Below are 12,663 nucleotides of genomic sequence, written 5' to 3' on the forward strand. Positions count from 1 at the left end.
GTTCTCCTGACCTCGGTGAGAGGCTGAACGATCGAGACGTACATCCTACGATGCCGTCGTTCAGCGAATCTGCTTCTGCGGCATACCCTCACGGAACGCCGCGTGTCCCGGTGGCGGGGTCGGCGCACCGAACGGGTTCAGCCAGACGCGCAACAGCTCGCGGGCGACCTGATCGGCATCGACGAACGCCGTGCGGGCGTGCACGATGACGTTGTTGTTGAGGAATTGGATGTCACCGGGATTGATCCGCATGGTGACCTTGTTCTCCGGCCGGGCGGCGATCGCCTCGAAGGTTTTCAGCGCGAGGCGTTCGACCTCGGAGATGTCGAGGTCGAATCGTTCGCTCGCCGACTCGATGAAGTGCCGGACGTAATAACGGCAGGTGAGTCTGCCCTCGTGCCACGCGTACACGGAATTCCGGTAGTACGGCCGCTCACCGTCGAGCTGTTCGTCGCGTCGGTCGTAATAGAAACCGGCGTAGTACAGGCCGAGCAACTCGCGATGCTCGCGGAGCAGCTCGTTGTGGATGGTCACCGAGCTGGCGAGGCTGCTGTAGCCGCCCTCGCCCGCCGAACGCAGGCACAGCAGGCCGACGATGTCCGAACTGTCGGTGTGAAAAGGGAGCGCCTCGTTGGTCTGGTAGCCGCGGGTGGTCGCGTTCAGCAGGCCGCCGTTGCCATAGTTCTTGACCGGAACCATGATCTCGCCGCGACCGTTCTGGGTGACCGCCGGACCGAGGTGGGCGCACAGGCCCCAGTACATGAGTTCGATATCGGAGCGCGAAATGTCGGCGGCGATGGGGAAGCCGCTGAGCACCGCGAAACCGCGCCCGTCGACGAGGGCGCGGGAGACGGATTCGAGTTTCGTGGCGAGGTTATCGAGTGGAAAGTCTTCGCGGGTGATGTCGCCGAGTTCCTTGCCCGTCTGCCGACTGTGCCGCAATGCCGTGAACAGCTCGCCGATATCGTCCGGGGTCAGCGGGGTCGTCCACTGGGCGGGGTCGGTGAAATCGCTACTCCGCCAAGCGGCGGGGCCGGTGATTGTTCGGGTGCAGATGGGCGACGATGCGTTAACCATTTCGTTCGGTCATTCCTATCGCGAGCGTAGGTACGTTACCAAGGGGCGCCTATCGATACCGGCCGGAATTGTGAGGTCCGACTCGCGGCCATGGGCGCAGGTGACCAGCAGTTCCAGCGCGAGGTCGCGTTGCACCATGCTGCCGCCCATGCCGACCACGGCGGGCAGTACAGAAACCAATTGCCGCACTGCTTGTTCCGGGTTCGATTGGCAGTAGTACAGAAAGCTCTCGGCGACGCCGACCGCGGTGCGGCGGGTGCCGGTGAGGTGTGCCGCCAGATCGGTTGCGTCGGCGCCTATTTCCTTCGCGATCTGTTTGGCGAGTTCGAGTCGGTCGGCGCCGATGATCGCCAGCAGGACGTGCAGATCGACGAAGGCCGAGTTCGACGCGTCGCGGATCTCCAGTGCCTTGTCGGCGACGGCGGTGAACTCGTCCGGGCCCGCGATGCCCGCCAGCCGAAGTCGCCACAGCAGCGACACCGCGTCACTGAATTGCATTGCCGAGCACTCGGTTTCGAGCACCATGGTGACCTCGGCGGTGAGCTCGGTGAGCGCGTCGTTGTCGGCTTCGGCCATCGAATTGAGGGCGTGGTGCCAGCTCAGATGCGTACGCAGCAGGCAACTTTCGGAGTTCCACCGGCCGCGCGTCGAGGAAAGCAGCTCCGCGACCGCGCTGTTGTCGCGGGTCTCGAAGAGTGCGTGTGCGCAGGCGTGCACCGCCCATGGGTTGTCGTCCGGGGCCAGGGTCAGTGCTCGGCTGCCCGCGGTGTACGCCTTGGCGAATTCGTTGTTCTCGCCGTAGGCGAAGGCGAGCATCGCCAACAGGTAGGGGTAGTTCTCGGTGGCGCCCTCGGTCAGCAGCGGGCTGCCGGACAGTCGCGACAGCAGGGTTTCCGTCGCGCCGGTCAGGAAATCCACCTGATGCCCTGCGGCCAAGGCGAGTTCGTCCGTCGGGAACTGCTTGGAGATCGCCAGCAGCGTGTCGCCCGCCGCACCGTAGGCGCCGTGTAGCAGGTGCCGGATCGCGTCGAGATGCGCGGATTCCAGCACCGATATCGCGGCGGGATCGATATGCCGCAGGGCCTCGACCACCTCCGCGGGCGGGCGGACGCCGCCGAGCAGATACAGGTAGGCGCGGAGGATGACGACAATGGGTCGATCGGACTCGTCACGATCCAGTCCGTCCAGCGAAGTCACCATGGAACGGTCGAATCTGAGCAGCCCGTTCACGGATCCGGACACGGCCGCCGTCACTCGGTCGCTGTACGACGTGGCTATCGCGTTCATCTACACCTGACCTTCCGAGGCGGGCAGCCCACCGAGATAGAGTTCGCGAATACCGGGCCGCGCGTTGCGTGCCCACGCTATGGCGCTGGCCACCTTATCCATGTCGATGTCGAAGTAGGGCTGCGACATGTCCGTCAGCCCGAACGACGGCGGCACGAAGTCGACGTCCGCGAACAGCTTGCGGAATTCCGACACCGCGGCGTCCCGGCTGATGCGTTTGTCCCAGTAGGAGTCCATGATCTGATCGGACTTCTGGTAGAACGCGTCGATGAATCCGTCGAGCCCGGCGCCGGGCGCCACATCGATCCGCGGTAGCGGGGCGTTCGTATTGCCCTGAGCCGCGGCGAGTTCGGTGATCCGGCGCAGCCTGCTTTCGGTGCGCATGGTGCCGGTCACCTGATTCACCTGCCACACCCGGAACCACGCGTTCCAGAGCTCGTAGTCGGTGAACGAGCGGAAGGCGTTTCCGACGATGAAATCGTTTTCCTGGATCAGGCTGGCCTGCATCTGCTCGATATCGTCGAAGGTCTCGGGCGTGAAGCCACCGCGGAACTGATCGATCAGCCGCTCGGCCAGGCGGTCGACCACGACGGCCGTGTTCTGCATGCCCCGGGAGAACAGCGGATCGATGAATCCGGCGGCATTCGAGGTCAGGCACCAGCGATCGCCCACCGTCTTGGTGGCGGTGTATTGCAGCCTGCCCGCGCTCACCCATTCGCGCGCGTTTTCGGCGTGCTCGAACTGCCTGCCGATTTCCGGGTAGGTCGCCAGGAAGTCGGCGAAGGCCTGCTCAGGGTCTTGCTTCGGCGTCTCGTCGCCGTCGTCGATCCGCCAGGTGATGCCTACGCTGCACAGCGGGTTCGACGATTTGGCATTGTTGTCGAAGGGGATGACCCACATCCAGCCGCCGTCGAAGACGTGATGCAGCGTGCCGGTGTGCCAGTTTCGTGGCGCCTTGATGCCGGTGATGTCGTCGAACGGGATTACGCCGGTCATGTGGGTGAAGATGGACTTCGACATGGTGCGCAGACCCTCGGTGGTCCGCAGGCCGAGCGTCGCGGCGACGGGCGAACCGCGCCCGCCCGCATCGACGACGTATTCGGCCAAGATCTGTGTTCCCTCATCGCCTTCGAAGAGCACACCCTGTTCGGTGATGTCGAGGCGGCGGGTGCCGACCCCTTCCAGCAGGACCGAGCCGTTGTCGCGGGCGCGCAGCGCGAGCCACTGATCGACGTCGGCCCGGAACAGGTGCGACTCGGTTTCCACGATTTCGGACAGTGGGAACTGGTGTGCGCGGTCGGCGATGCCGCCGGGCTCGTGATAGACGAAACCGAAGTTGTCCTTCATCCCGCAGGTGCCGACCGGTCCGATGAGGTTGTCGAACGACGAGAGCACAGCCAATTCCGGGGCACCGTATTTGATGCTCATCAGTTTGTAGAGCTTGGACGTGTTCGGAATGGTCGATTCACCGATGGCGAAGCGTGGATGCTTCTTCGGGTCGACCATGCAGGTTTTCAATCCGGAGGCCTGTAGGCACAGCGCGAGCGAACTGCCGGATAGCCCGGATCCCAATATCAGTACATCGAATTTATCGCCCACCACTACTCCCCCTCGGCCGAGCCACGGCGCAGCGGGGTCTGCTGGTGATATTGCATGAGCCAGCGATTGCCGCGTCGAGTATACACCGTCGAAATTGCCGCGTAGATCCCGTCTAATCCCACGCGCTTTTGATACATCTCGTAGAAGACGATATGCGCGTCCGGGCCTAATGCGCGTTCGTGGAATTCGAGTATTTGATATGTTTCGATCGGCGGCGCTCCGGCGACCGCGTTCAGCGCGATCTGCTTGGACAGCGAGGCATGCGGAGACGGCACCGCCAAGACCGCGTCATCGGCGAGCACGTCGTCGTAGAATTCCGCACCCGAGCCGGCACTCAATGCCCGCCATTGCTGAAATTCTATTTCGGCCGGGCTCGGATCGGCCGAAATGTCACCGATCGCGCTACTGGAGTTTGTTTCCGCTGGTGTGACCATGAATACCCGTCCAATTCCCACGAGGAGACTGCCGGGCCGCCAGGGCCCTCCTCTGGGCCGCCGAAAGTTTATGTTCCGTCAAGAACAGTAGCACGCTCGGCGCATGTCCTGCAACAGTTTTCGAGTTGTCCGAGTGGCCGAATGATGATTCATCAACAAACTATTCATAATTCGCTCAACGGCTGCGTCGCCGACGCCGTTCGGGTACGGTCGAAGTGGTTCACGTACAACCCCAAACCAATCGCCCGAGCGCATTCACGGAAATCAGGAGGGAGAATCGAGCAATGCCTGTTCAGCACGATCCGGAAGCCATGTCCAGCGTATCGCAGAAGCTGCGAACGAGTGGCCGGATGGTGGCGCTCGTCCCGACAATGGGAGCTTTACACGACGGCCATCTGGCTTTGGTCGAGCAGGCCAAGAAAACCGAATCCGAAGTGATTGTTTCTATTTTTGTCAACCCATTACAATTCGGGGCGGGTGAGGATCTCGACCGCTATCCGCGAACGCTGGATGCCGATCTCGAGATGCTGCGCGAAGTCGGTGTGGATTCGGTGTTCGCCCCCTCGCCCGCCGGCATGTATCCGGTCGGACCGCGGACAACCGTGGTGCCGGGTCCGCTCGGTACCGAACTCTGCGGCGCGACCCGGCCGGTGCTGTTCGGCGGAATGCTCACCGTGGTGGCGAAGCTCTTCCAGATCACCAAGCCGACCATCGCGTTCTTCGGCGAAAAGGACTATCAGCAGCTGGTTTTGATCGAGCAGATGGTGCGGGACCTGAACTTCGGCATCCGGATCGTCGGGGTGCCGACCGTGCGCGAACCGGACGGGCTTGCACTGTCCTCACGAAACCGATTCCTGACGCCGGACGAGCGGATATCGGCCATCGCGATACCGACCGCATTGCGGGCCGGCGCCCGGTCGGGCGAGGCAGGCGCCGAGGCGGTACTGCGCGCCGCGCGTGCGGTCCTCGATTCCCACGAGGAAATCCGGGTCGAATATCTGGAATTGCGCGACCCCGACCTCGGCCCCGCGCCCGCGTCGGGCCGAGCCCGACTCTTGATCGCGGCATATGTCGGCCGCACCCGGCTCATCGACAACCTATCGTTGACCTTGACATAACGTGAAACGGAAACACCATGTGCACCTGTATGTTTCTCCTCGACAAACCGAACCGACGATTCGTCGTCGTCGAGTCCCGCGACCAATCCAGCTATCGCCCGCACGGTTACGAGGCCGCCCGGAAGCTCGGCCTTGCGCATCGTTTCTCGTACGGAACACAATGGCTCGACAATCCGGAACTCGGTGACCGAGTCTGGACCATCCAGGCCACGACCAACCCCGCGCTGGCCGATGTCGTCGGCGGACTCGATATCGACGGCGGAACGTGGCTCGCATTCCACCGCGACACCGGCGTTTACAGCAGAATTTTCGTTGCGGAGCCCACTCCGGCCGAATTCATCTCGCCATACGGACTGCCGATAGATTGCGCGACCGCCGAATCCGCGCGCGACGCCGTCGAGCTGCTCGAGACGCGCTTGCTGCCCGCGCTCGGCGATGTCGCGAAGATGCCCGGATTCAACCTGTTGATCGCCGATCCGGACGACGCGTTCGTTGTCACGTTCGACGGCCACGATTCCATGACGACCACCTCCTTGTCCGACGGCCGCACGCACGTACTGACCGACGCCGACGATGAATTCGGCAAGCGCATCCAAGAGCAGGCGGAGCAGGCACCTGCGCCCACCGAGAAATTGAGCTCGTGGGCACCGTGGCTCTCGGTGTACACCAGCGCCGACACCGACGCCCCTGATTACTCGGACGAGAGCTGGCTCGCCAACGCCTATTCCGCTGTCCGGCCGCCCTACCGGGACACACCGGACGCGGACAGATTCAAGAATGTCGCACTTTTTCCAGTGACCGATCCGAGCCAGGCGGCCTGGACGAAGAGCGTCTCGATATATTCTGCCGGAAGGACGGGGGCGGAGTTGTTCGCGTACAACGAGCGGCAATTGTTCGATTATCAACCACTGCCGACCGATGTGCGTCACATGGGCTTCCCGACGACACCGGACGACTTCTTCGTCGTGATCGCGAACGAGAATTCCTGAGCTGAGGTGGTCGGTATGACGATAGGCGTTCCGGGGGTACGGGTCGGCCATTGGACCGATCCGCTCGGCGAAACCGGCTGCACCGTCGTCATCTTCCCCGCGGGGACGACCGCGTCCTGCGAGGTGCGCGGCGGTGCGCCGGCCAGCCGCGAATTGGACGCGCTTGCACCGGATAAGACCGTGCCCTGCATCGACGCGGTCCTGCTCACCGGCGGTTCGGCGTTCGGCCTCGCCGCCGCCGACGGCGTCATGCGCTACCTCGAGGAGACCGGTCGCGGCGTGCCGACCCCGGGCGGCAACGTGCCGATCGTGCCCGCGCTGGCCCTGTTCGATCTCAGCGCGGGGGACCCGAAAGCCCGCCCGACCGCCGACCGCGGCTATGCCGCGGCCCGCGCCACCGACGGCGAGCAGCTGCTCGCCGGACGCATCGGGGCAGGCACCGGCGCGTACACCGGGCACTGGCGCGGACCGGCCGCGCGCAGGCCCGGTGGCCTGGCCTACGTCGAACGCCGCTGGCATGAGCTCATCGTCGGTGCGCTGTGCGTGGTCAACGCGTTCGGCGACATCGACGACGGCACCTCGGAGATCCTGCTCGACTCGGTCACCCAGCTCGACCTGGTCAATACCTCGGCGCGGATGCACACCACGATCGGCACGGTGATCACCAACGCCCGGCTGGACAAGGTCGGCTGCCACATCGTCGCGCAGGGTGCGCACGACGGCTTGTCGCGCGCGCTCACCCCACCGCACGGCCGCTTCGACGGCGACGGATTCATTACCGCGGCAACGGGTTCCGTCGACGCCGACGTCGACCTGGTGCGGCTGATGGCGCTCGCGACGGTGACCGAGGCCATCCGCTCGGTCGCGGCGGCGCCCCGGTAGCGATCGCATCGATCGGCTACCAGTCGCCATCGTCGAACTCCGCGCGGACGGCGGCAACCGCGGCCTCGATCCGGCTGGTCACCTTCAGTTTCGCGAGAATGCGGCTGACGTATTCCTTCACCGTCTCCGGGCTGATGAACAACCGGGAGCCGACCTCCCGGTTGGACAGCCCGTCGACGACCAGCCGCAGAATCTCCCGCTCCCGTTTGGTCAGCGTCGAAAGCCGCTGCCGCACTTCGTAATCCATCGTTACCCCGGCGTGCACCCGGCCCGCTCGTGGCGCCATCGCCAACACCGCGCCCGAGGCGAGCACCTCGAGCACCTCCAGCACCGCGACCACCCCGCGGTCCATCGCCACCACCGCGTCGACCCGATCGATATCCGCCTTGGCGGCACCGTCTTCCACCAGGAGCGTGATCATCGGCGCGTGCTCCACCGCGCGCAGCCGGGCCACGGTCTCGGCCAGGCCGGCCAGCCGCGCCACCGAGGCGTCGAGGACCACCACGTCGGGATGCCAGCGCATAGTCCGATCCACCACCTCGCGCCAGGCACAGGTACCCGCGAGAGCGAAACTGTTCGAGGCCGCCACCGCATCCTCGAAATTCGTTCGGGCGAAAGGCAAGTCGGAGGCCACCAGCAGGGTCCGCGGCTGGACCACACCGACACTGCGTAACCCGACTCGACGGCGACGGCCGTTGTGGAGCTGGTTCACCTGATCCGATCCGAACCCGACTGTCATGGCGGACCATCGGCCACATCGACGCGGGACTTGCCGAGCACCTGCGCTGTGCGGTGTTCCTCGTCCCCGGACAGTTCTTCGATCTCGGGTGCCCGGCGTTCCTCACCAGAGGGTCCGAAGACGATGCCGTTTTTCCAGCCGCTGCGTTCGAACAGCCGCATCACTGGTGTGGCTACGAAGGTGGTCACGATCGCCATCAGCGCCAGGATCGTGTAGAGCTGGCCCGTGATCAGCCCCGCGGTGAGGCCGATGTTGAGCAGAATCAGCTCCATCAATCCGCGGGCGTTGGCAAGTGAGCCCATCGCGCCGGCCTCGCGCCAGCTCATCCCCTGCCAACGCGCCGCGAGCCCGATCGCACCGAACTTGCCCGCGAAGGACACCACCATCACGACGGCCGCGACCGCCAGGACCTTCGGCTCGAAGATCAGGCTGAGCTTGGTGTTGAGTCCGGAGTAGATGAAGAACCCGGGCAGCAGCAGGTAGGCGACCAAGGGTTCGAAACGATCGCGGATGGTGTCGAGGAACTGCCCGCGCGGCATCACGCACCCGGCCACGAACGCCCCGAACACCGAGTAGATGCCGACGTAGTCGGTGAACCAGCTGCCGAGCAACACCACGAGCAGCACGATCACCAACGGCGTGACCGGCAGACCACCGGTGCGCTCGTTATCTCCGTTGCGTGGTTTCCAGGTGTTCAGTCGCACCAGGAAGCGCCGCGCGAGGACGGTCATGAAGACCAGATAGGCCAGTCCGCCGCCGATCGCGAGGAAGGCACCGGACATGCTGTCTTTGGTGGTGGCCACGACGGTGGCCAGCAGCACCCAGGCGCAGGCGTCGTCAAAAGCCGCACAGGACAGCGACATGGTGCCGAGCCGGGTGTTCAACAACCCCGAGGCGTGAATGATCCAGGCCAGCATCGGAAACGCGGTGATGGCGACCGCCGAGGCGACGAACAACCCACCCTGCACACTGCCGACTTTGTCGGTGAAGTAGTCACCTTGGCCGACCATCCACCAGCCGACCAGCCCACCCAGCACCAACGGGACTCCGATACCGGCGAACGAGGTGGCGCCGGCCTTGCCGAGATGCGACCGCAGAATCTCGAGCTTGAACGAGGCACCCACCAGGAACATGTAGAGCACCAGGCCGAGCTGGCCCACCACATAAATGGTGGTCAGATTCGGATGGGTGATCGTCGCCGAGCCCACCTTCAGCGTCGTCGGGAACAGCCATTCCTGCCCCGCAGGCCACACCGCACCCAACACCGATGGCCCCAAGACGAAGCCGGCGGCCATGATCGCCACCACCTGAACCTGCCCCAGCCGCCGGAACACCGGCCACAGCAGGCGACAAGTCACGAGAATGAACGCGACCTGCAAAAAGAAATGCGTTGCGACTTCGAGTAATGAGGGCATCGAAAACCTCTGATGTCAAAAGATGTGTCCACCTTCGCCGGAGCGAAGGTGGACAAACGGCTTACGGGGTCGGCATCGGTAGCACCTGCACAGTGGACCTCGCTGTCGCTACCAGCTTGTTGTCCTCGGTGTAGGCGTCGGCGTCGATGTAGATCGCCGTCCGGCCCGCCTTGCGCACGGTGGCGATCAGTCTGACCCGCTGCCCAGGAAAGGTCTGCCGCATGAAATGCGTGGTCAGCTCCAGCGTTGTCGCCGGACCGCGCGCCGTGAGATAGCTGAGCGGGCCGATGAGGTTGTCGAACATCGCTGAAATGAATCCGCCCTGCACCAGGCCGACGGCATTCGCGTAGGACGGCGGTGCCGCCGCCGTCGCGGTCAGCGACTTTCCAGGGACATACTCTTCGAACTGCATGTCCATGTCCTTCGCCGACGGCGGCGGCAACTGGAGGGTCACGCCGGGCGGGGTAAAACTGCGAAAGAGCTCGATGGTGTATTCGAGGACCTTGTCGTGTCCGTGAATCGTTGCTTCATCGCTCATTTGGTGGCTCCTCCATTGCTGCGACTCTGTTCCGCGGCTGTCAGAAATGTTTCCAACATCGTGTTGAACCCCGGCGCATGCTGGACGGCATGCCCCGCTCCGGGCAAATGGGCCCGCTGCGCGTCCAGGCGCGCGGCGATGGCATCGCACACCCGCTCGAGCGCGGGGTGGTGATCTCCCGAGAAGACCAGCGTCGGCACGCCCGCCTCGGTGATCGTCTCGAACCGGGGCTTGGCCTCGCGCGGCGAACGGAGCTTGCGGCCCATGTCCATCGCCTCACGCACGTCGTCGCTCACGTCGGCGAGCATCGCCGGGTCGACGCCTGCCACCGCGAAGAATTCCCGCTCGGCCTCCGCGTCGTCGGCGCTCTCGGCGAATCGATCGGACAGCTCCGCAAGCTCGCGCACGACTTCGTCCTCTTCGGCGGCGTTCCACAGCGGCGCCTCGATCAGCGTCAGGGACCGAACCAGGTGCGGCAGTCGCTCGGCCGCGATGATCGCGCCGAGCCCGCCGTAGGAGAAGCCGATGAGATGCACGCCGCCCGGTATTTCCTCGATGATCGCCGACAAATCGTCGGCGTCGGCGAGGAAGTCCTGCCACGGCGCGGCCGGGCTCGGCGAAAAGCCCCGGCGATTCGGCACGATCAGCGACCAGTTGGCCGCCAGATCCCGCTGCGCGGCCCAGGTCATCGGGGCGGGCATCCCGCCGTGCACCAGCACGACGGGCGGCCCGGTACCCGACTTCTGAATGGTCAGCGGCGCCGTTTCTTCTAAAGTCATAGCCTCTCGGTTCCTTCCAGAGTCATTGCTCTCTCCTCGGCCCGAACGATGGCTTCGTAACGCTCCGGCGTCAGCTCCTGGTAGGTGCGGTCCCCTGCGTCGCGCACATAGATCGGCTCCCCTTCCCGTGGCGCGAACCCCTCGCGCCGCAGTGCCAGCTTGGACAGTTTCAGTGTCGCCGTTGTTTCCAGCGAGGGCCGGACCCGAATGAAAACCGGTCGTGCGTAAGGCGGTAACGCCGCGTCCAGATACGCGGCGAGCGCCTCGCCATCGAATCGGGCACCGTCGGCGAGCACGACGGCCGCCATGCCGGCTCGGCCTTCGCGTCCCGGCACCGGCACGCCGTACACGCTGGCCGATGCGATACCTGGCCACCGCACGAGCTGCTCCTGCACCTCTGTGGTGGACACATTCTCGCCCTTATAGCGAAAGGTGTCGCCCAAACGATCCACGAAGAACAGATTCTTCTTGGCGTCAACGCGGAATACGTCGCCCGTGTTGTACAGCGCGTCGCCGTCGCGGAAGGCATCGGTGATGACCTTCGCGCGGGTGGCCTGTTCGTCCCGATAGCCGCCGAACGGTGTCTTCTTCCGAATCGGCCCGAGCAGCACCCCGACTTCGCCTGGCCCGCTCGGCACCAGACGACCGTTGTCGCGCACGAAATCGTCGCGCTCGAAGTCCCATTTCGCGAGTTTGCCGCCGAGGCGCAGCTTGCCGACCGACCCGACCTCGCCGGACAGGTTGATGGTGGCGATATTGCCCTCGGTGGACGCGTACATCTCGACGATCCGGGGTATCGCGAATCGCTCTTGCATGGTCGTCCACACATCGGCCTGCAGCCCCTGGCCGACCATCACCCGGACCCGATGCCCGCGATCGCGATCGTCGGCCGGGGTGTTGACCAGGTACCGGCACATCTCGCCGATGTAGTTGCAGCCCGTCGCCTCGAAACGGTGCATGTCGTGCCAGAACGTGCCCGCGGAGAACCGGCGGCCGAGCGCCAAGGTGGCACCGTGCGCGAGCACGCTCGACAGCGCGATCACCAGCGCGTTGGTGTGGAACAGCGGAAGGCAGTTGTAGATGACATCCGAGGGTTCCAGACGCCAGGCCAGCGCGCCGGTGACCCGGCCGACGGAGGTCAACCGCTGGTAGCTCATCACCGCGGCCTTGGGCAGCCCGGTCGTTCCGCTGGTGAAAATGTAGGCGCCCGTGTCGCCGAGGGTGTACTCGGCGGTCTCGGGTGGATCGGTGGACGTCGGGCTCTGCACGAACCGCAGCAGACCCCCGGCGTCCCCGGCGGGCACCTTGCGGTCCTCGTCCACCCGGCAGCGGACGAGCAGTTCGTCCGCCACGCGGTCGCGGACGGCGAGGAACGCGGGCAGGCACTCCGAACCGACGGTCATCTGGTTCGCCCCGCAGACCGAGATGGCGTGCGCGAGCCCGTCGCCGCGGGCCCGCGTATTCACCAAAGCCGTTACCACGCCGAGCTTTCCGGCCGCCAGATAATGCCAGACGAACTCGGGCCGGTTCTCCATGAGCAGGGCGAGCACGTCGCCTTTGCGCACACCCGCGGCCCGATACGCGTGCGCGATCCGGTTGACGATGCGATTGGCCTGCGCGTAGTCGAATTGCTGATCCTCGTAGAGCAGGAAGGGATGCTCGGCCTGCCGCACGCTTCTGCGCTCGAGCTCGACGGCCAGTGTCCGGTTCGACCCGGTGCCTTCGAGCAGGCCGCGGGCGAGGGTTCCGTACGACTGGATTCGGTGGATCAGCGACACGCTAAGCGCTCCTCCTTGTGCTGTCGGT

The 12,663-nt window shown here is 64.9% G+C and carries 12 protein-coding genes; 3 read left to right on the plus strand and 9 right to left on the minus strand.

All coding sequences use genetic code 11. The features are described 5' to 3' along the window. Window positions 1–60 precede the first annotated feature (60 nt). From ACIA8C_RS08275 to ACIA8C_RS08290, 4 genes are read right to left on the minus strand one after another with little or no spacing between them, the layout of a single operon-like run. Window positions 61–1,077, minus strand: a complete 1,017-nt coding sequence (locus ACIA8C_RS08275) for a TauD/TfdA family dioxygenase (protein ID WP_397132273.1) — start codon at window positions 1,075–1,077, stop codon at window positions 61–63. A 15-nt stretch (window positions 1,078–1,092) separates the two neighbouring features. Further along, window positions 1,093–2,364 carry a hypothetical protein gene (locus ACIA8C_RS08280; protein WP_397132275.1) on the minus strand — a complete coding sequence of 424 codons (1,272 nt, stop codon included), beginning with the start codon at window positions 2,362–2,364 and terminating at the stop codon, window positions 1,093–1,095. Further along, entirely contained in the window at window positions 2,365–3,963 is a 1,599-nt protein-coding gene (locus ACIA8C_RS08285) for an NAD(P)/FAD-dependent oxidoreductase (protein ID WP_397132277.1), read from the minus strand. It abuts the gene before it with no gap. Window positions 3,964–3,965: 2 nt separating this feature from the next. Further along, on the minus strand, window positions 3,966–4,397 hold the full coding sequence (locus ACIA8C_RS08290; protein WP_397132279.1) for a DUF4440 domain-containing protein: 432 nt from the start codon (window positions 4,395–4,397) through the stop codon (window positions 3,966–3,968). A gap of 284 nt (window positions 4,398–4,681) precedes the next feature. On the opposite strand from ACIA8C_RS08290, the gene panC reads away from it, so the two are divergent. The 3 genes from panC to ACIA8C_RS08305 are packed head-to-tail and all read left to right on the plus strand — an operon-like array spanning window position 4,682 to window position 7,386. Further along, window positions 4,682–5,515: a pantoate--beta-alanine ligase gene (gene panC / locus ACIA8C_RS08295; protein WP_397132282.1), complete on the plus strand. Its 834-nt coding sequence runs from the start codon at window positions 4,682–4,684 to the stop codon at window positions 5,513–5,515. A gap of 29 nt (window positions 5,516–5,544) precedes the next feature. After that, entirely contained in the window at window positions 5,545–6,504 is a 960-nt protein-coding gene (locus ACIA8C_RS08300; RefSeq protein WP_397132284.1) for a hypothetical protein, read from the plus strand. 15 nt (window positions 6,505–6,519) lie between these two features. Then, on the plus strand, window positions 6,520–7,386 hold the full coding sequence (locus ACIA8C_RS08305) for a P1 family peptidase (RefSeq protein WP_397132286.1): 867 nt from the start codon (window positions 6,520–6,522) through the stop codon (window positions 7,384–7,386). Window positions 7,387–7,402: 16 nt separating this feature from the next. Here ACIA8C_RS08305 and ACIA8C_RS08310 read toward each other — a convergent pair whose 3' ends face one another. From ACIA8C_RS08310 to ACIA8C_RS08330, 5 genes are all read right to left on the minus strand, one after another. Then, window positions 7,403–8,125, minus strand: coding sequence for a LuxR C-terminal-related transcriptional regulator (locus ACIA8C_RS08310; RefSeq protein ID WP_397132288.1), 723 nt, complete (start codon window positions 8,123–8,125; stop codon window positions 7,403–7,405). Then, window positions 8,122–9,540 carry a cation:proton antiporter gene (locus ACIA8C_RS08315; protein WP_397132290.1) on the minus strand — a complete coding sequence of 473 codons (1,419 nt, stop codon included), beginning with the start codon at window positions 9,538–9,540 and terminating at the stop codon, window positions 8,122–8,124. Before ACIA8C_RS08315 ends, ACIA8C_RS08310 begins: the two co-directional genes overlap by 4 nt. 61 nt (window positions 9,541–9,601) lie before the next feature. Continuing rightward, window positions 9,602–10,078 (minus strand): PaaI family thioesterase, encoded by a 477-nt coding sequence (locus ACIA8C_RS08320; RefSeq protein WP_397132292.1) that lies wholly within the window; start codon window positions 10,076–10,078, stop codon window positions 9,602–9,604. Next, window positions 10,075–10,857, minus strand: a complete 783-nt coding sequence (locus ACIA8C_RS08325; protein ID WP_397132294.1) for an alpha/beta fold hydrolase — start codon at window positions 10,855–10,857, stop codon at window positions 10,075–10,077. Before ACIA8C_RS08325 ends, ACIA8C_RS08320 begins: the two co-directional genes overlap by 4 nt. Continuing rightward, entirely contained in the window at window positions 10,854–12,635 is a 1,782-nt protein-coding gene (locus ACIA8C_RS08330) for a long-chain-acyl-CoA synthetase (protein WP_397132296.1), read from the minus strand. The genes ACIA8C_RS08325 and ACIA8C_RS08330 overlap by 4 nt, the downstream gene beginning before the upstream one ends. Window positions 12,636–12,663: the final 28 nt, after the last annotated feature.

Origin of the sequence: Nocardia sp. NPDC051321 (genome assembly GCF_044455225.1) — a bacterium.
In the GTDB taxonomy this organism is placed as follows: domain Bacteria; phylum Actinomycetota; class Actinomycetes; order Mycobacteriales; family Mycobacteriaceae; genus Nocardia.

Excerpts from the sequence above, each read along its gene's own strand:
- ACIA8C_RS08275 (WP_397132273.1), bottom strand. The coding sequence starts at position 1,077 with ATGGTTAACGCATCGTCGCCCATCTGCACCCGAACAATCACCGGCCCC.
- ACIA8C_RS08280 (WP_397132275.1), bottom strand. The coding sequence starts at position 2,364 with ATGAACGCGATAGCCACGTCGTACAGCGACCGAGTGACGGCGGCCGTG.
- ACIA8C_RS08290 (WP_397132279.1), bottom strand. The coding sequence starts at position 4,397 with ATGGTCACACCAGCGGAAACAAACTCCAGTAGCGCGATCGGTGACATT.
- panC (WP_397132282.1), top strand. The coding sequence starts at position 4,682 with ATGCCTGTTCAGCACGATCCGGAAGCCATGTCCAGCGTATCGCAGAAG.
- ACIA8C_RS08300 (WP_397132284.1), top strand. The coding sequence starts at position 5,545 with ATGTTTCTCCTCGACAAACCGAACCGACGATTCGTCGTCGTCGAGTCC.
- ACIA8C_RS08305 (WP_397132286.1), top strand. The coding sequence starts at position 6,520 with ATGACGATAGGCGTTCCGGGGGTACGGGTCGGCCATTGGACCGATCCG.
- ACIA8C_RS08310 (WP_397132288.1), bottom strand. The coding sequence starts at position 8,125 with ATGACAGTCGGGTTCGGATCGGATCAGGTGAACCAGCTCCACAACGGC.
- ACIA8C_RS08315 (WP_397132290.1), bottom strand. The coding sequence starts at position 9,540 with ATGCCCTCATTACTCGAAGTCGCAACGCATTTCTTTTTGCAGGTCGCG.
- ACIA8C_RS08320 (WP_397132292.1), bottom strand. The coding sequence starts at position 10,078 with ATGAGCGATGAAGCAACGATTCACGGACACGACAAGGTCCTCGAATAC.
- ACIA8C_RS08325 (WP_397132294.1), bottom strand. The coding sequence starts at position 10,857 with ATGACTTTAGAAGAAACGGCGCCGCTGACCATTCAGAAGTCGGGTACC.